At 70.7% G+C, this 15,119-nt stretch carries 16 protein-coding genes; 3 read left to right on the top strand and 13 right to left on the bottom strand.

Annotation, left to right across the window (positions count from 1 at the left end):
• Nucleotides 1-373 precede the first annotated feature (373 nt).
• A complete protein-coding gene (locus tag O1Q96_RS23760) occupies nt 374-823 on the top strand; it encodes a DUF6300 family protein (RefSeq protein WP_269250116.1) in 450 nt (149 codons plus the stop codon).
• A gap of 290 nt (nt 824-1,113) precedes the next feature.
• Here the strand turns inward: O1Q96_RS23760 and O1Q96_RS23755 are convergent, their stop codons facing one another.
• A complete protein-coding gene (locus O1Q96_RS23755) occupies nt 1,114-1,263 on the bottom strand; it encodes a hypothetical protein (protein ID WP_269246489.1) in 150 nt (49 codons plus the stop codon).
• Between the two features lie 326 nt (nt 1,264-1,589).
• A complete protein-coding gene (locus O1Q96_RS23750; RefSeq protein WP_269250115.1) occupies nt 1,590-1,883 on the bottom strand; it encodes a hypothetical protein in 294 nt (97 codons plus the stop codon).
• Nucleotides 1,884-2,997: 1,114 nt separating this feature from the next.
• On the opposite strand from O1Q96_RS23750, the gene O1Q96_RS23745 reads away from it, so the two are divergent.
• Nucleotides 2,998-3,219: a hypothetical protein gene (locus O1Q96_RS23745; protein WP_269250114.1), complete on the top strand. Its 222-nt coding sequence runs from the start codon at nt 2,998-3,000 to the stop codon at nt 3,217-3,219.
• A gap of 9 nt (nt 3,220-3,228) precedes the next feature.
• Here O1Q96_RS23745 and O1Q96_RS23740 read toward each other — a convergent pair whose 3' ends face one another.
• Genes O1Q96_RS23740 through O1Q96_RS23730 form a run of 3 tightly spaced genes read right to left on the bottom strand, consistent with a single transcriptional unit; the run spans nt 3,229 to nt 4,589 of the window.
• Nucleotides 3,229-3,546 carry a WhiB family transcriptional regulator gene (locus O1Q96_RS23740; protein WP_269250113.1) on the bottom strand — a complete coding sequence of 106 codons (318 nt, stop codon included), beginning with the start codon at nt 3,544-3,546 and terminating at the stop codon, nt 3,229-3,231.
• 60 nt (nt 3,547-3,606) lie between these two features.
• Nucleotides 3,607-3,888 (bottom strand): hypothetical protein, encoded by a 282-nt coding sequence (locus O1Q96_RS23735; protein WP_269250112.1) that lies wholly within the window; start codon nt 3,886-3,888, stop codon nt 3,607-3,609.
• Nucleotides 3,885-4,589 (bottom strand): GGDEF domain-containing protein, encoded by a 705-nt coding sequence (locus O1Q96_RS23730; RefSeq protein WP_269250111.1) that lies wholly within the window; start codon nt 4,587-4,589, stop codon nt 3,885-3,887. Before O1Q96_RS23730 ends, O1Q96_RS23735 begins: the two co-directional genes overlap by 4 nt.
• A 233-nt stretch (nt 4,590-4,822) precedes the next feature.
• Between O1Q96_RS23730 and O1Q96_RS23725 the strand changes: the two genes are divergently transcribed.
• A protein-coding gene (locus O1Q96_RS23725; protein ID WP_269253698.1) for an IS5 family transposase occupies nt 4,823-5,622 on the top strand; the annotation gives its coding sequence in 2 pieces (ribosomal slippage) (nt 4,823-5,171 and nt 5,171-5,622; 801 coding nt in all).
• Nucleotides 5,623-5,645: 23 nt separating this feature from the next.
• Here the strand turns inward: O1Q96_RS23725 and O1Q96_RS23720 are convergent.
• The 8 genes from O1Q96_RS23720 to O1Q96_RS23685 are packed head-to-tail and all read right to left on the bottom strand — an operon-like array spanning nt 5,646 to nt 14,987.
• Nucleotides 5,646-6,287: a hypothetical protein gene (locus O1Q96_RS23720; protein WP_269250110.1), complete on the bottom strand. Its 642-nt coding sequence runs from the start codon at nt 6,285-6,287 to the stop codon at nt 5,646-5,648.
• The gene (locus tag O1Q96_RS23715) at nt 6,284-7,435 is read right to left on the bottom strand and encodes a C40 family peptidase (RefSeq protein WP_269250109.1); all 1,152 of its coding nucleotides are present in this window, start codon (nt 7,433-7,435) and stop codon (nt 6,284-6,286) included. Before O1Q96_RS23715 ends, O1Q96_RS23720 begins: the two co-directional genes overlap by 4 nt.
• Nucleotides 7,432-10,098, bottom strand: a complete 2,667-nt coding sequence (locus tag O1Q96_RS23710; RefSeq protein WP_269250108.1) for a hypothetical protein — start codon at nt 10,096-10,098, stop codon at nt 7,432-7,434. The genes O1Q96_RS23715 and O1Q96_RS23710 overlap by 4 nt, the downstream gene beginning before the upstream one ends.
• Entirely contained in the window at nt 10,099-10,506 is a 408-nt protein-coding gene (locus tag O1Q96_RS23705) for a hypothetical protein (protein ID WP_269250107.1), read from the bottom strand.
• The gene (locus tag O1Q96_RS23700) at nt 10,503-13,169 is read right to left on the bottom strand and encodes an ATP-binding protein (protein WP_269250106.1); all 2,667 of its coding nucleotides are present in this window, start codon (nt 13,167-13,169) and stop codon (nt 10,503-10,505) included. The genes O1Q96_RS23705 and O1Q96_RS23700 overlap by 4 nt, the downstream gene beginning before the upstream one ends.
• On the bottom strand, nt 13,166-13,720 hold the full coding sequence (locus O1Q96_RS23695) for a hypothetical protein (protein ID WP_269250105.1): 555 nt from the start codon (nt 13,718-13,720) through the stop codon (nt 13,166-13,168). Before O1Q96_RS23695 ends, O1Q96_RS23700 begins: the two co-directional genes overlap by 4 nt.
• The gene (locus tag O1Q96_RS23690; RefSeq protein WP_269250104.1) at nt 13,717-14,058 is read right to left on the bottom strand and encodes a hypothetical protein; all 342 of its coding nucleotides are present in this window, start codon (nt 14,056-14,058) and stop codon (nt 13,717-13,719) included. The genes O1Q96_RS23695 and O1Q96_RS23690 overlap by 4 nt, the downstream gene beginning before the upstream one ends.
• Entirely contained in the window at nt 14,055-14,987 is a 933-nt protein-coding gene (locus tag O1Q96_RS23685) for a conjugal transfer protein (RefSeq protein WP_269250103.1), read from the bottom strand. The genes O1Q96_RS23690 and O1Q96_RS23685 overlap by 4 nt, the downstream gene beginning before the upstream one ends.
• Between the last annotated feature and the right edge of the window lie 132 nt (nt 14,988-15,119).

Genomic DNA, 15,119 nt, shown 5'->3' with positions numbered 1-15,119 from the left:
CCCGGGCAGTCCAGCGTGAAGGCTGGGCACAGGAACCCGGCAACCCAGTACCTGAGCCGGAACCGGAGCCGTGTGAGCGCTGCGGACTCCCGATCACCGGCCAGCAGGGCCACCTCTACGACCACGCGCCACCGGAAGACGGCCGCCACTGCCCCACCTGCCGCACCGACCTCCGACAACAGCCCATGACGCTGCGCCAGGCCCTCTTCGGGAAGCGCCCCGGCACCCGGTAACGGATCATCACCCGGCCAAGCGGAAGGTGCGTAGGCCTTTGCGGATGTAGGCGCCCGTCCGTTCACACCCCTTGACGCTGATCAAGAGGCGGGCGGATCGTGGCCATTCGTGCAGTCCACCCCGAAAGCAGGGGGCTTGTATGAAGACGTTCTCCTGGCGCTATCTGGTGTACGCCGACGGGTCGTTCTCCCGGATGAGCAACATCGACGGCAGTCTCGACGACTACACCGACGTCGACCTCGCCCACATGGATGCCATGCGCAGCAGGGGCGCCGAAGACGAAAGGGAGAAGCCAGCGCGGCGGCCGTGTTCGCGCTGCGGGGGCGACCTCGTGCTGCACTGGCATGGCCCGTGGGGGACCGGGGTGTGGATGGAACTGTGTCCGGCCTGCGACGCCGACCGGCCCGTCGCCCGCGCGTTCATCCGCTGGCACCGCGACCCCGACCGCGATCCCGCAATCCTGCAGGAGCTGTTCGAGGACTGGGAGACCGAGACCATGCACGCCGAGGGCTGGTCCCGCGCCGCCGAACCCAAGGCGCCGCCCGCCCCGCCGGTACATCCCCGTCTCGTACCGCGCGGGGAAGGCTGATCCGCGATTCATGCAGGAGCCCGGGACCGAGCGGGGTCCGGGCTCCTGCACCGCACACCGCCGGGGGGAGTCGGCGCGCTGGACCTGCCCAACGACGTCCGCACCTCAGGGATGCGCAGGGCGTGGCGTCAATGGCGGCTGCTGTTCTTCCGCTGGGCAGGACCCCGGCCGAATAGACAGCCCGAGGGGAGGCGGCCGGTGCGGGGTTAGGCAGTCAGCCTCGCAGGGCCCTCTGCCCCAAGGGGTTGCGGCGGAGGGCCCGCCCCTTTGACCGGTGCGAGGGGGGCTGTTCAGCGTTTCGTGAGGGCGGCCAGGTAGACCCGCACCAGCTCCGCGCCCGCCGTGCACCGTCCGGTTCCTCTCGGGCACTCGTGGCACGTGCGCAGGTGTTCCACGTACGTGTCGTAGCTGCGCTGGGCATCGGGTGTCATGGTGTGCATTCGTGCCTCCCCGCGACACGCGCCACCGGCGCGCTTGCTTGCCGACTGTCTCCAGCCAAACCCGAGCATATGGCGCGAGGAGCGCGTCTGTACCCCACTGCATGACGACGATGGATGACGAATGGGGCCCGTGCCGGTTCCGTCAACGCGGCACGGACCCCGGTGGCGAACCTACCCGCCTCCCGACCGGGGCACCCCCGCGGTTCGGGGTGCGGTGTCCACGCGTGTGGGTGGCGACAGTCGGCGGGCTCGACGGGGCGTTCGGCAGAAAGCGGGAGCGGGTGAGCCGCAACTTCCTAGCGCTGTCCCGCAACTGGTCCGGCTGGTTAGCCGTGGATGCTTTGGTCCACGGACTGCCCGCCGAAAGTTCCTGTCACGGTGTTCGAGTTCCCATCGCCTGAAAACTGCTGGTTGCTACCCGCGGACACGTTGTCGTTTTGGCTGTTGTCCTCATTGGCGTTGCCGTTGCCGAGAACGCCCACTGCGTCGATGGCTCCCGTTGTCTGGGTGAGTTCCTCTCCGGTACCGGGGTCGGGGTCCGCCACCGCATTAGTTCCGGACAGGACGAAAGCGGCCCCGGCAAGAGCGAGACCAACAGCTACACGCTTCATGTTGTTCATGCCAGGCAAACAATCTTGAGTCCGTCCGAGTTACGTCCACCACGGAGTTCCGGGACGGTCTTTTGGCGAGGGCGCCTGGCGTTCTGGACTCACCTTGGCGGCCCGGCCAGGTTCACCGTTGTGGTGAGGACAGTCGGCGGGCTCGGCGGGACGCTCGGCAGAAAGCCAATGAGTAACCGCCCGTGCGAGCGGCGGCCGGGCCCGTGCCGTCCGGCGGCGCACGGCGACGATGCCCCCGCACCCGCCCCTACCAATATCGGCACGGGACCCCGGGGCCTGCCATCCCGGGGTCCCTCTGTGCGCAATTCGTTGACCATGCGCCCTCAATGACCGGCCGGACCCGGAGACCCGCCCGAACGCGTCCTCAGTCGGCATCGACTACCGGCTGCAACCCACGACGCTGCGCCAGGCCCTGTTCGGGAAGCGCCCGCACGGGCCGCGGGCCGGTAGCGGCTGAGCCCGCTATCCGATGGTCGCAGCGAGTGTTCGCCGGTCGGTGCGCCGACTCCGGGAGCAGTCGCCGGGCAGGGACGCCGGGTGTCAGGGGCGGGTGTCCACAATGAGGGCCACGGTCGCCGCGAGGATCGTGACCGCGGCCATGACGACCAGCACCGTTCTCACCCCCCTCACGTGTCGACCTGCGCAGGACACGGGGGCCGGCCCCGGCAAGATGCTCCAGGACACGGGCGAACACTTGCCCTCTGCCGGCATCCGGCGGGCTTGGGCGTCCGTCTCCCGCAACTGCACGCACCACGCACAAATGTCCTCTGCATGGCCGGCACTCCGGGCGCCGGGACCCGGATCGAAACAGTCACCGAAGGCTTCCATAGCTGCTCAACGACCGACTCCCGGCAAACAGCCGGAGCCTCACCCATTTGCCCCGGCCTCCCTGTTCAGCCGGACTTATCGCAGGAGCCTGAGCACGTCGTCGCCTCCCCAAAAGGGAAGCCGTCTACCCGAGGGCATGGCGCCCGGCTGCCGTCTGCTGGTCACACGAGGTGATCAGCCGCCGATGACGCCAGCGGTGTGACGTCGGGCCGCAGTCGCAACCGAAACCGGTCTCGCGGAGCTCTGGACCGGTAGTTGCCCGCACGCCACCCGCTGGGAGACAGAGATGACCCCCTGGAGCAACGAGAACCACACTTCCTGCGCCTACGCCGACCCCTACGCCGTTCCGGACCTCCCTGAGAGCACCTGGCCGACGCCCGTCCATGCCGGTGACGACCTGGACTACTTCCTGCCGCCGCCCAACCCCGCCGAACGCCTCAACTCCGCCACCGCCACCGCCACCGCCACCGCGGTCTTCGGCGTCCAGGTCTCGGTCAGACGGCTGTAGCCGTCGTAGTTAGCGGTCAAGGACGGCCTGCTGCTGGCGGCCGATCTCAGCCGCGAGGTCCTCGCTCAGCGAGATGGTCGCGGCCCACACGCCGGTCGGCGTCAAGGCTGGGTTGGCGAGCGCCCACTTGAGGCAGTCGGCGGCGATCGGGCAGCCGCGGCACGCACTGCGGGCGCGCTCGATACGGTCCCGGTCCGTCTTGCTGCTGGTCTGGCCGTGTTCGTGGACGAACAGGGCCGGGTCTGTGCGGCAGGCCAGGACCGTGGTGGTGTGGGGGAAGGGAATCCGAGGGTCGGCTTCGGGGGCCGGAGCGTGTGTGGTGCGCATGGATGAGCCCTCCTTGCGGAGTGATCGAAACGGGGGAGAGTGCAGGGGGACGCCGTGCCGTCAGGCGTGGTCGATCGAGGCTTTGCCGTGCTTGGGCTGGACGTCGGAGGCGAACCGGCCCTGCCGCGCCTTCGCCGGATTCGTGGCGATCCAGCTCTCAGCGCAGGTCTTGTGGACGGGCTCGCTGCGGTGGGAGCGCATCGGCGTCGGCTTCGTACACAGCACGCATGGCAGGTCCTGCCAGCGGTCGAAGTGGCGGCCGTCCCGCCAGTCCAGGAGGTCGCCGGGAGCCGGGATCAGGCCCGGCTCCCACACCGGCGCCTTGCGGGCCCGGCCGGTCATGCGACGGGCAGGTGGGTACCGGGGCGGCCGGGCCGGCGGCCGTGGACCGCGGGCGTGTAGGCGTCCTGCCTGGTCGCCACATATCCGGGCGGCTGCTGGCCGGTCTTGACCCGGTACATCGCCACGTCCGCACCCCGCAGGATCCGCGAGGCACCGGCCCCGTCCGGCAGGTCGGATGCGCGGGCGATACCAATGGACGCCGCCGGGCGCAGGATCTGCCCCTCGAGGTCGCGCAGCGGCTGCCCGTCGTGGTCGACGGGCTGTGCCAGCAGCTCGCGCAGCGCGAGGACCTCGCGGACCGCCGCGGCGCGCGGCAGCAGCAGAGCGACGCCGAACTCGTCACGACCCAGACGCGCGGCGAGCCCGCCACGGCGGGCGGCGGCCCAGGCGCTCAGGCGACGGCCGGTCGTGGCGATCAGGGCGTCACCGGCGGCATGCCCAAGGGTGTCGTTGACGGTTTTCAGGCCGTCGGCGTCGGCGACCAGGACGTGCACGTCCTTACGGCGGGCGCGGGCCAGCCGGTCGATGCGGTCCATGAGGATGTCGCGGCCGGGCAGGCCGGTGAGCGGGTCGTGGCGGGCGGTGTGCAGCTGGCGGCGTACGCGGACGTCGTCCGCGAGGACCGCCAGGGCGAGCGGCACGGCGGCCGCGGTGATGACGAGTGTGCGGGACGGCAGCCGTAAGGCGCCGGATCCGGGCATGATGGTCTCCGTTCTCGCCCCTTTGTGGGCGGGCATGAGAGAGGCGCACCCCGGCTGTCCAGGCGTAGGGGTGCGCCTCTTGCTTTTGATCTTTCGTTTCCGGCCTGACCTGCGGTCGGGCATGCTGGATGGTGCGTCCGACTTGTGACGGGGACGGGAGCATCCCCGGGGCGGCCGTTCCTGCCTCTTAGACGTCATCTCATTTGGGTGACTAGACTTGTGGCGTGTCAAAGATCGTTGAGCGGCTGGTGCCGGACGAGTTGTGGGAGCTGTTCCAGCAGGTGGTGCCCGAGGCGCCGTCGCGGCCTCAGGGTGGTGGCCGGCGTCGGCACGGCGACCGTGAAGTGCTGGCCGCGATCGTCTTCGTGGCGACCTCGGGCTGCACGTGGCAGCAGGTGCCGACCGCCTCGTTCGGCCCGTCCGGCGCGACGGCCCATCGACGCTTCACCGAGTGGACGAAGGCCCGTGTGTGGGCCAAACTCCACCGCCTGGTCCTCGATGAACTCGGATCCCGCGGCGAGCTGGACTGGTCCCGGTGTGCGATCGACTCGGTCAACATGCGGGCCCTGAAAAGGGGGAGCTGACAGGCCCGAATCCTGTAGACCGGGGCAAGTACGGGTCAAAGATCCACTTGATCACGGAGCGGACCGGACTGCCCCTGTCCATCGGCATCTCGGGCGCCAACACGCACGACAGCCAGGCATTGATCCCGCTGGTGAAGGGCATACCGCCGATCCGCTCCCGCCGGGGACCCCGGCGACGCAGACCCCACAAACTCCACGCTGACAAGGGCTACGACTACAACCACCTGCGACGATGGTTATCCAGCCGAGGAATCCGGCACCGCATCGCCCGCAGAGGTATCGAGTCCTCGGCCCGCCTGGGCGCCCACCGCTGGACCGTGGAGCGCACGATGTCCTGGCTCGCCGGATGCCGACGCCTACACCGCCGCTACGAACGCAAAGCCGAGCACTTCCTCGCCTTCACCAGCATCGCCTGCACCCTGATCTGCTACCGCAGACTCGCCAAATGAGATGACTTCTAAGGCATGTTCCGTCAGATGTGAGGCCGTGGAGTCCACGTCGGCTCTCCCTTCTTGAGGGTGCGGGTGAAGAACAGATCGGTGATACGGAGGTCGGTGTAGGTACCGCCGCGGTCCGTGCCGGCCCACACCAGATGGACCACCGCTTTGTCCGGACTGCCGTCGCGGCGGGCAATCGCGGCCTGGATACGGAAGCGAACGGTGGCGAATGCCGGGGCCACCGCCTGGTCCGTGACGGGGAAGATACCCGGCCACTTCGTCCGGCCGACTCCGGTGGCGTCCGCCCGCAGCAGCGCCCGGCCGGCGGTGAGCAACTGCCGCTCGTCGGCGGCGCGAAGGTCCGATGGCCAGGCTGCCTCCAGCGACTGCTGGACAGCCCGGTCGCCGGCCGCGCCTTCGCCGTGCGGCGGCAGAGCGGACTCGAGGACCGACGGGGCCGGCGCGGCGGGCGCGGTGGAAACAGACGCAGCGGCGGTTGACGCGCCGTCGGGAGGCTTGGAGGCCGTGGAGGCCTGATGCGCAGTTCCGGGGGACGACGTCTCGGGGGCCGCTGGCTCCTGGCTGCGCGGTACGACCAGCAAGGCGATGCCCGCGACGGCGAGGAGGACGGCAGCCGCGATCAGCAGCCATGGTGATCGCGCCGGAGGAGTGGTCACAGCAGCCTCGCTCCCCCCGCGAAGCCGGACATGGTGTTCACGCCGTCCAGCCGCACCACCGCCCCAGGTCTGGGGGCGTTGACCATCTGCCCGCTGCCCAGGTAGATGCCCACGTGATAGATCGTCGCGTCGCGTCCGGGAGCGGTGGCATAGAAGACGAGGTCACCGGGCTTGAGCGCGCGCGTGCCGAGGCTGGCCGGGATCCGCTGGCCGACACCGGCTTGGGCAGACGCGACGCGCGGCAGGCTGATGCCGGCCTTCGCGTACGCGTACTGGGTCAGCCCTGAGCAGTCGAAGCCCTTGATCCCCGTGCCGCTCTTTCCGCTCGGCGAGCAGCAGAACCCAGTCGACTTGCCGTTCGCGTTGCCGCCTCCCCATGAGTAGGGCACACCGCGCTGGGAGAGCGCCGCCTCGATGACGGTGCGAACCCTGCCCGTGACGTTCTTCAGATCCGGATCCTTGGCGGCCGCCGTGTACTGGTCGATCCACCCGAGCACGTTGGCGACGTACTCACCTGACTGGTTGTACTGCCAGATCGCGGCTTTGAGCTGGGCGCGCTTGGTCAGGTCGCGGCCGTTGCCGCACAGGTAGATCGCGGCGCCGAGCGCGGCGTCGTCGGCGTTGTGCGGGTCGGCGCTCTGGTCGCCGCCTGCGTCCTTCCCGACGCCCTCCCAGGTGGAGGGCAGGAACTGGAAGGGGCCGACAGCGCGCTCGCCTTGAGAGGTGCCGTCCCACTTGCCGCCGTCGGTGTCCGGGAAGACGGTGGTGTTGCCACCCGCTCCGGAACCGTTGAGGAGCACCCCGTAGATCTTCGGGCGGATGTCTCCGCCTGCGGCGATGTTGCGGCCCACCGCGTGGTTCGACTCGACCTTGGCGATCCCGGCCAGGATCGGCCAGCGCATGCCCTGGCACTTGGGCACATGCTTCCCGACCTGCTGGCCGGCCTTCTTGTACGCGGCCAGCATCCGGGCCGGGATGTCCGCCGCACTGCCGCCCTCTGCGATCCCGCTGTCATCCTGCGCACCCGTCCTCAACGCGACGTACGCACTGATCGCGTTCCCCACGGGCGCAGCGCAGCACACGGCGGCGAACAGCAGCATCACCACCACACAGCCCCACTTGGCCGCCCGGCCACGACGGCGCCTCACTCGCCACCACCACCGTCGCGGGTGCCGTCCGTACCGTCCGTCGGACGCGGCCGCGGCCTCGCACCGTCGTCGTGCCCCCGGTCGAATGCATCGCGGAGCCGACGACGCACCTCAGAGGGAGCGTTTGTCAGCCGCCGTGGGGGAGCGGACGGCGTCGGCGCCGAGCGCCGCGTACCGGGGGAGCCCGGCCGTGTCGTCGTGCTACCGGTAGGCAGGCGGCGGCTGCGGAAGGCTATGTCGCCTCTGTCGTCGTTGTGGTCGCGCATCACCTGGGCCGTGTGCCGCCCCACGTCGCCCCAGGCCCGCCGGTCTTCGCGCATGGTGTTGCGCCACACCTGAACCTGCTGGCGGGCGTCCTGGGTGTAGCGCGAGCCGCTCCGCCCGGCCCGGCGCACGTTGGCCGGCAGGCCGGCCGTCGTTCCGTAGGCGGCCCGGGCGCCTCGGTTGAGGATGCGGTAGCCGCGGAAGCGGACCATGCGGTTGTGGGCTCGCGTGGACAGCAGGGTGCGGTCGGTGTCCTGGTCGTGCAGCACCTCACCGGTGTTGCGGTCGACGACCTGGCCCTCCTCATCACGGTAGCGGTCCCGCGGGCCACCGCGCCGCAGAAGGCCGCCCTCACCCTCGCCCTCACCGCCGCCCACGGCGCCGTCCTCACCATCGGTGCCGGTGGGCTTTTGCCACTTGGCCAGTTGCTCCTTGTCCGGTCGCCTGCCGATCAGCAGCCAGTGCGCACTCCTTGCGCCGAGCCGCGCGCCGATCCCGGCACCGGCCGCTGCGGCGGTCAGCGGGGCGAGGCCTCGCCTGGCCTCCGCAGTGGCATCGGCGAAGATCTGCCCGGTGTCGACGGGCATGCCCGAGCCGTCGAGGAAGGAGGAGAGGGCGCCCGTCAGCCGATGCCGGGTGCCCAGCAGCCCGTACCGGCCGCCACCGCCTCCGGTGAAGGCGCGCAGTCCGCCGCCGTATCCGCCCATGGCTGCCGGGGAGTTCATGGCGAGTGCGGCGCCGAGTTCGGAGGTGTCGCCGGGCATGTGGGTGCCGCCGATCTTGGCGTACCGCATCCGCATGGCCATGCGACGGCCGAAGGATGTGATGCCCGTCAGCAGCCGGCGGTGCCCGGCCGCGCCCGCGATGGCCAGCACGTCGATCAGGAGGATCCGCTCGACCATCAGATCCGGTCCATCGGTGATCGTGGCGTCGACGGCAATGCCGAAGAACGGTACGAACGCGCAGATGCCGACCATGGCGAGGATCGCGATGCCCCAGATCGACAGCCACTTCCACACCGTCTGCCGTGGAGGCCCGGGCAGCATGGCCGCGACGAACGCAACGCCGCCGACGGCTGCGGCCGCGGCGCAGATGCCCTGGGTGCCGAGCAGGACGATCGCGGCCGACAGCAGCATGCCGCAGACGAACAGCGCGGCGATCAGCATCAGGAAGGCGCCGCCGAGCCGCCACCAGGTGGGCTGTTCCGCGTACGTGGCGCACGCCTTGCCGACATCGCCGGCCTTCTTCAGGTCATCGAGGAACGCCTGGAACTCGCGGTCCTCCTCGCTGACCACCGCATTCGCCGAGTCCAGCAACTCACCACCAGGGGTGAGTTCCGGCAGGCCGTCCACACCGCTGCCCGGGTCATCCTCGCGCTCGCAGTACTTCTTGGCATCGCCATGGACCAGGTCGCAGGGACCCTCATCCTCTTTGTCTGCAGTGTCGGCCTCGCATACCCTCCTGGCTTGCCCGTCGAGCAGGTCGCAGTTGTTCTTGCCATCGTCCTCATCGGCGTTGTCCTTGGAGGCCCGGTAGCCGCCGGTGACCCATTTCAGGTGGACGGCGTAGGCCTTACGGTCGGACCCTTTGGCCGGGTCGAGGATGCGCCCGTACTGCAGCAGCATGTAGGGCTTGACGATCATCGCGTTGGTGACCGCGTCCTGGAGCGGGCGGGCCACGTCTTTCGCCGACACCGGCTTCGCGGCCTCAAGCTCCTCGCACTTGATCTCCTGCATGCCGGCCATGCCGGCGCACGGACTGAGGCCGGCGAGTTTGCCGCCCCAGTCATAGGAGTTGACGCTCTCCTGGGCAACCTCGGCGGCCACCTGCTGGGTCTGCCCCAGCGGTCCGTTCTCGGTCAGCAGGTAGTCGGGGCGGACGAAGGCGGACGCGGCGAACGCCGCGATCAGCAGGGTCAGGAAGATCTCACCGAGACCGCGGCCGACCCGGCCGCGCACCATGATGAACCCCGTGAAAACGAAACTCCAGGCCAGCAGCAACCCTTTGAGACCGAGGGTGTCGACGACCACGTTGTTGTAGGCGTCGGCGACCCTCTGGGCCGGGTCGGTGAGGATCTTCAGCAGCGGGAACCGGAAGGCGACCTCAATGGCCCAGCCCGCCAGCCCGACCAGGAGCCGGATGAGGGTGAACAGACCGGACAGGGCGAAGGCGAGGGACTGCGTCTTGAAGCTGACAATGGAGCCGCCCTCGGCGTTCAGCTCGTAGCCGTTGATCGCCACCCCCTCGGAGGAGGTGATGTTCAGCGGTGCGAGAAGATCACCGGTCTCACTGCTGCTGCTCGCCGCGTACACGACCTGGCTGTTGACCAGGACGAAGACACCGCAGAACAGGACGACGACACCGGCCGAGCGGAACGTCGCGCGGTCGGGACGCCACATTCAGCGCCGCCCGCATCCGGCTGCGCCCCGGCGCCGCCACACGACGACGGCAGCCAGCCCGGCAGCGGGCGCAACGACCATCCATGCCGTGCATGCGCCGTCGCGGCGAGACTCGCCCGCGGAGGACGCGGGGGAGCCGGTGCCGCGCTCGCAGTACTTCTGGGCCGGCCCCGCAACCAGATCGCACGGATCCTGGTGAGCGGAGCCGGAGCCGGAGCCGGAGCCTGAGGGGGAGAGGGAGGGAGAGTCGGCGGCGAAGGCCCGCCCGGTGCGCGGCCACCACGACTCCGGCACGCCTGCCCCCACCACCAGGGCGAGCAGGGCGGCCGGCAGGGCTATCACGAGCAGGGCGCTCGCCACGGCGGCGATGCGCCGGCAACGGGACGAGGAGAAGGAAGACGTGGTCATGAGACGTGCTCCTTCGGCCGTGCCGCGTCGGGACCGCCGGAGGCACGCGCGGCCGTACGGCGGCCGGGCGTGGTGGTGATGGAGGCGGTGATGCGCTCGATGCGGGGGATGACGGCTTTGACCCGGCCGGTGTTCTGCCGCGGGCAGGCCAGCAGGAACTCGCCCTCGCGGCCCTTCCGTCCGACGGGGGACAGGCCGGTGGTCACCAGCCGCAGCAGCTCCGGGTCGTCCGGGTCGAGGCCGACGAACTCCAGACCGCGGCGGGCACGCTCACGGTCCGCGGTACGGGCGAGCGCCCGGTAGGCCATCAGCCCGCGGTCGGGGCCAAGTTCCTCGGCGTCGTGGGAGGCAGCGAGCAGGCCGGCGCCGTGCTTGCGGCCGTCGTGGAGGATCTCGTGGACCAGCGCGGTTCCCTCGGCCGACGAGGTGAGCCAGTACAGCTCGTCCGCGACCACCGCGGTGAACCGGGCGGGGTCCTCGAACGCCGTCTGCCGGGCGATCGCCGCGATCAGATAGAGCACCGCGCGCCCGATCAGCGCTTCCAGCGGCTGCTGGTGCAGGATCTCCGGATTGCCGAACGCGGCCTTGGGCGGCAGCTTCAGACCGGCCGTCGTGATGACGATCATGTCGGAGGTGCTGGAGGCATCCAGCCGCACCGGCGGCAGAGCGGGGTCGAACACCATCGCCGCCAGGGAGTTGGTGGCGACGACGCGGATGAGGCCGGCGAGGGTGGCGGCCGCATCCTGCCGCTTGCCCACCTCGCGCGTGGCCATCTCCTCCAGGACCTGAAGCACCCGGCGCATGGACGGCCGGTCGCCGGCGGCGGCCTGCTCGACGGCGTGGTGCAGGACCTCGCCATTTGTACTCATCGGGCCGATGCCGAGCTGAAGGGTCAGGTAGGACAGGGCGTAGTGGCGGCCCTCGGGCCCGTCGAACATCCGCAGCGGGTCGATAGACACCTCGGCCTGGGCGGCGTCGATGATCTGGACGCGCCCCTTGGCAGCGGTACGGGCGAAGGCGGCCCATTCGCGCACCGGGGTGCGGTCGATGCAGATCGCGCAGCCGCCGCGCGCCCACACCGCTTCGGATATCAGTTTCTGCAGGACGCTCTTCCCGGCTCCCAGGTCACCGACGATGCCCAGGGAGGCGCTGGCGTCGTGCTTCGGCGCGTCCGCCACGTTGATCATGACGGGGCGGGTGGTGCCGCAGTCCAGATCGAGGCCGAGGAACATGCCGTTGGGGTCTCCGACCTCCCCGGTGGTGAAGGCGCCGCCCAGGGCCCAGTCCTCGGAGACCTGATGCTGGGTGAACTCCCGCACCACGCCGGGCCGTGCGGTGCCCGGCAGCCCGAGCAGGAACAGGGCCTCCTGAAGGCCGGCCGGGCGCACGGCCCGGTAGTCGGCGCCGCCGAGCAGGGCAGCCAGGGCCCGGGCGCGGGCGTCGCAGACCGCGGCGGTCGGCCCCCACACCGTCAGTACAGTCACCGACTGCACCTCGACCTCCACGCTGGTGCGCGACAGACGGGCGTCCAGCTCGCCCAGGTCGCGGGCTGCCTCCGTCAGCGAGGTCGGCATGCCGGTGGGGCGGGCGTCGTACTGGTCGGCCTGGTCGACGAGTTCGTTCCGCTTGCGCCGCACCTGATCCCGCGCCTTCTCCGCGGGCACCAGGGCGAGGTCGACGGTGTAGTCGACGGGAAAATCGAGCGTCTCCAGCTGCGCGAACAGGTCGGCGGCATCCGCGCTGACCGAGGGCGGGCACTCGGCTAGCGCCAGCTGCGCCTGGTAGCCGGTGCCGACGTCGGACTCGATCTGCAGCCACCGCCTGCGCAGCGGAGAGGCAGTCTTGAGCCGCCACCAGGCCCCGCGCCCCGACCGCGTGAGCCGGTCGGCGCTCTTGAGGTCGCCGACGTCGTCGAGGTCCGGGTCGATGCCGCCCTCCTGGAGGCGGGCCTGCCCGAGATCGGCGTAGCTGGGGGAGTGCAGCACCCCCGCGCGCACCCGCCCGCCGTACAGCTCGCTGCTCTCGGCTTCGGCCAGCAGCGGCTCCTCCAGACCCCGGTGCAGCGCGTGCTGGATCATCCACACGATCTCCGCCGGGCGCGCGGGGCGGAACGCGATGCCGCCGGCGAGTGCGGCCTCCACCCGGGAGGCCTGCTCCTGGTATGCGGTCACCTCCCGCCGGGCCACCGGCGCCGGCCGCATGCCCAGCGACGGGGCGAACTCTGCCCACACCGCACCGAACTGAGCAGTCACCTGCAGGCCGGCGCCATCAGCGGACAGCGGGACGGCCAGCCACAGCGTGCGGCGGTGCATCTCCTGCCCGTCCAGCAGATCCAGCGTGGCCTCGACGTTCTCCACCCACGGGTGCACCTGCCCCGGCGCCTCGGCGGGCTCGATGCCCTCGATCATGCGCAGCGCGACCTCTCCCGGATCGACCCGGGCGCACCAGCCGAACAGCCGCGGCGCCCCCGACAGCGACCGCACCAGATGCGTGATCTTTGCGAGCTCCTCCTCCCGTACGGCGGCCGGCACGTAGGTGCCCTGCACGGTCTCCTCCGTGCGGCCTTGCGCGTCGGGACCCGGGTGCAGCCGGTAGACGGCCCACACGCTGCCCGACGTCGACCACACCAGATGCCCGGCGATGTGACGGATCGGCACCCTCATCGCGCACCCCCCTGTCCGGCGCGCGCGAGCAGCTGCTGCACACCCGACACCGGCCGCACCGGCTCCGGGCCGGGCGCCGCCATGCGAGGGCCCGACGGTGACCGTGCAGGTTCAGGGTGTGGCGTGCGCGCGGCGGACGTCTTCGTCTGCGGAGTTGCGGCGACCGGCACGGCCCCTTCGATGACGAAGCCGCCGATCACCGGGCGGGCGGCGTGGTCGCGTGCCGCTCGGCCGCCGATCCGGCCTCCGCGCGGCTGCCAGCACCGCAGCAGCCAGCCCAGGGCCGCAGGCAGCGGGGCACGGCCTCCGATCTTCTGACGGCGCACGGCCCAAATGGCCAGCAGCCAGGCGGCGATGGGGACCGGCCCCATCCACGACCACCACGGAATCGTCTTGACCAGCAGGAAGCCGCCGGCGACAGCGAGGAGGATCTGCGCGGGCGTGAACGGGCCGAGCGGGATGCGCCAGTCGGCCACCTTGCCCAGCACCCAGGGGTGACGGCGGGCAGCGGTGTAGAAGCGGCCCATCCGCACGGATGCGGCGGCGCTCACAGCCAGCCTCCGACATCTGAGGAGGGTTCGCGGCCGGCCGCGGGCCCACCCTGGACGATGCCGGGGACGGCGGGCGCGCCCTTGGACGGGTTCTTGACCTCGTCCTCGAACATGCTGGCCAGGTCGTTGCGGGAGTTGTACAGGCCGAGCGCGATCACCATCAGGATCAGTGCGCCGATCCCGGCCTTCAACGAGAACTTTTGGATCATGATCACGACGACGAGCACGAGCAGCCCGGCCTGCAGGCCCTTGGTCGCCCACCCCATGAACATGTCGATCCAGCTGTCGCCGAGTTCGTCCAACTCCCCGGCGAGCATCAGGTTCTGCGCGGTGTTCACCGGTCACCTCCCGCCTGGGCGGTGGTGCCGGTCTGGAGTGCGGTGATCTCCCAGCGTCCTGAGCGGGCTGTGAGGGTCAGTTCGTACGCCAGCGGCCACCGCCCGGCACGGTCGCGGGCCTCCACCTGAACCATCGCCCGCACCCGGGTCCCGTCCGCCGGGACGGACTCGGCGGCCGCGGCCTCTTCGACGGAGAGGACCTGCTGGACGGTGACCGACTCGTACGGGGCGGGAGAGACAGGCGACAGCTGAACCCCGGGAGAGAGGTAGCGGTCGACTTCACCGGCCCCGGTCAGATACGCGGCGAAGAACTCCCCAGCCGCGGACGACAGATCACCGGTGGTCGGGACGGTCACCGTGTAGGGCGAGGGCACTTCCCCGGCGCGTGACGGGCCGGCCACCACCCCAGGGGCACCGGACACGGTGAACGAGGCGCCATCCGCGTCGGCGACGACCGGCACCGCGAAGTAGCGCAACCGTCCGTCGGCGTACTGCGCAGCCAGCGTCACCGACCACGCCTGGCCGGACTGCTGCGCACTGCGCACCGCCACGACCGACTCCGGCCCGAGCTGCGCACCCGACGCATCGGGAAGATCGACGTCCGGGCCCATCGACTGCGCAAGCCGGGCCTGCGCACTGCTCTCACCGCCCGCACGGCTGCGCAACCACGCGCTGAGGAACAGCGTGGCGTACCCGGACGGGTTGGCCGACACGGTCGTCTTCACGGTGGTCGGCTTCGTCGCGGGGGCGGCACGGACCACGGTCGCCGGGGTGGCGACGGCGACGGCCAGGGCGAGGGGACCGGCCGCCACGGCGGCCCACACGCCCAGGCGGCCCAGGTGGACCCGGCGCCGCATCTGCTGCAGCCGGGCGTCCACAGCTGTCGGAGGAGCAGCCTGCCCCTCCCGTGACTGCTTGGCACGAGACATTCCGAACTCCCAGGTCAGAGCGAGTTGTTGCTTCTGACCCGAGGGAACGGGCCGCCCCCGACCCGACCACCGACCACGAAGGCCCGACCACGGTCACGAAGAGGACACAAAGGCCGTGGTCGGGTCTGTGGT

It is taken from the genome of Streptomyces aurantiacus (assembly GCF_027107535.1).
Taxonomy (GTDB): Bacteria; Actinomycetota; Actinomycetes; order Streptomycetales; family Streptomycetaceae; genus Streptomyces.
Note: the sequence above shows the minus strand (reverse complement) of the source record. Positions and strands in the feature narration are given on the sequence as shown.

What these genes read in the sequence shown, in the direction of transcription:
- O1Q96_RS23700 (WP_269250106.1), bottom strand. Translation starts at nt 13,169, where the DNA reads ATGAGGGTGCCGATCCGTCACATCGCCGGGCATCTGGTGTGGTCGACG.
- O1Q96_RS23710 (WP_269250108.1), bottom strand. Translation starts at nt 10,098, where the DNA reads ATGTGGCGTCCCGACCGCGCGACGTTCCGCTCGGCCGGTGTCGTCGTC.
- O1Q96_RS23750 (WP_269250115.1), bottom strand. Translation starts at nt 1,883, where the DNA reads ATGAACAACATGAAGCGTGTAGCTGTTGGTCTCGCTCTTGCCGGGGCC.
- O1Q96_RS23730 (WP_269250111.1), bottom strand. Translation starts at nt 4,589, where the DNA reads ATGCCCGGATCCGGCGCCTTACGGCTGCCGTCCCGCACACTCGTCATC.
- O1Q96_RS23760 (WP_269250116.1), top strand. Translation starts at nt 374, where the DNA reads ATGAAGACGTTCTCCTGGCGCTATCTGGTGTACGCCGACGGGTCGTTC.
- O1Q96_RS23740 (WP_269250113.1), bottom strand. Translation starts at nt 3,546, where the DNA reads ATGCGCACCACACACGCTCCGGCCCCCGAAGCCGACCCTCGGATTCCC.
- O1Q96_RS23755 (WP_269246489.1), bottom strand. Translation starts at nt 1,263, where the DNA reads ATGCACACCATGACACCCGATGCCCAGCGCAGCTACGACACGTACGTG.
- O1Q96_RS23705 (WP_269250107.1), bottom strand. Translation starts at nt 10,506, where the DNA reads ATGACCACGTCTTCCTTCTCCTCGTCCCGTTGCCGGCGCATCGCCGCC.
- O1Q96_RS23685 (WP_269250103.1), bottom strand. Translation starts at nt 14,987, where the DNA reads ATGTCTCGTGCCAAGCAGTCACGGGAGGGGCAGGCTGCTCCTCCGACA.
- O1Q96_RS23745 (WP_269250114.1), top strand. Translation starts at nt 2,998, where the DNA reads ATGACCCCCTGGAGCAACGAGAACCACACTTCCTGCGCCTACGCCGAC.
- O1Q96_RS23735 (WP_269250112.1), bottom strand. Translation starts at nt 3,888, where the DNA reads ATGACCGGCCGGGCCCGCAAGGCGCCGGTGTGGGAGCCGGGCCTGATC.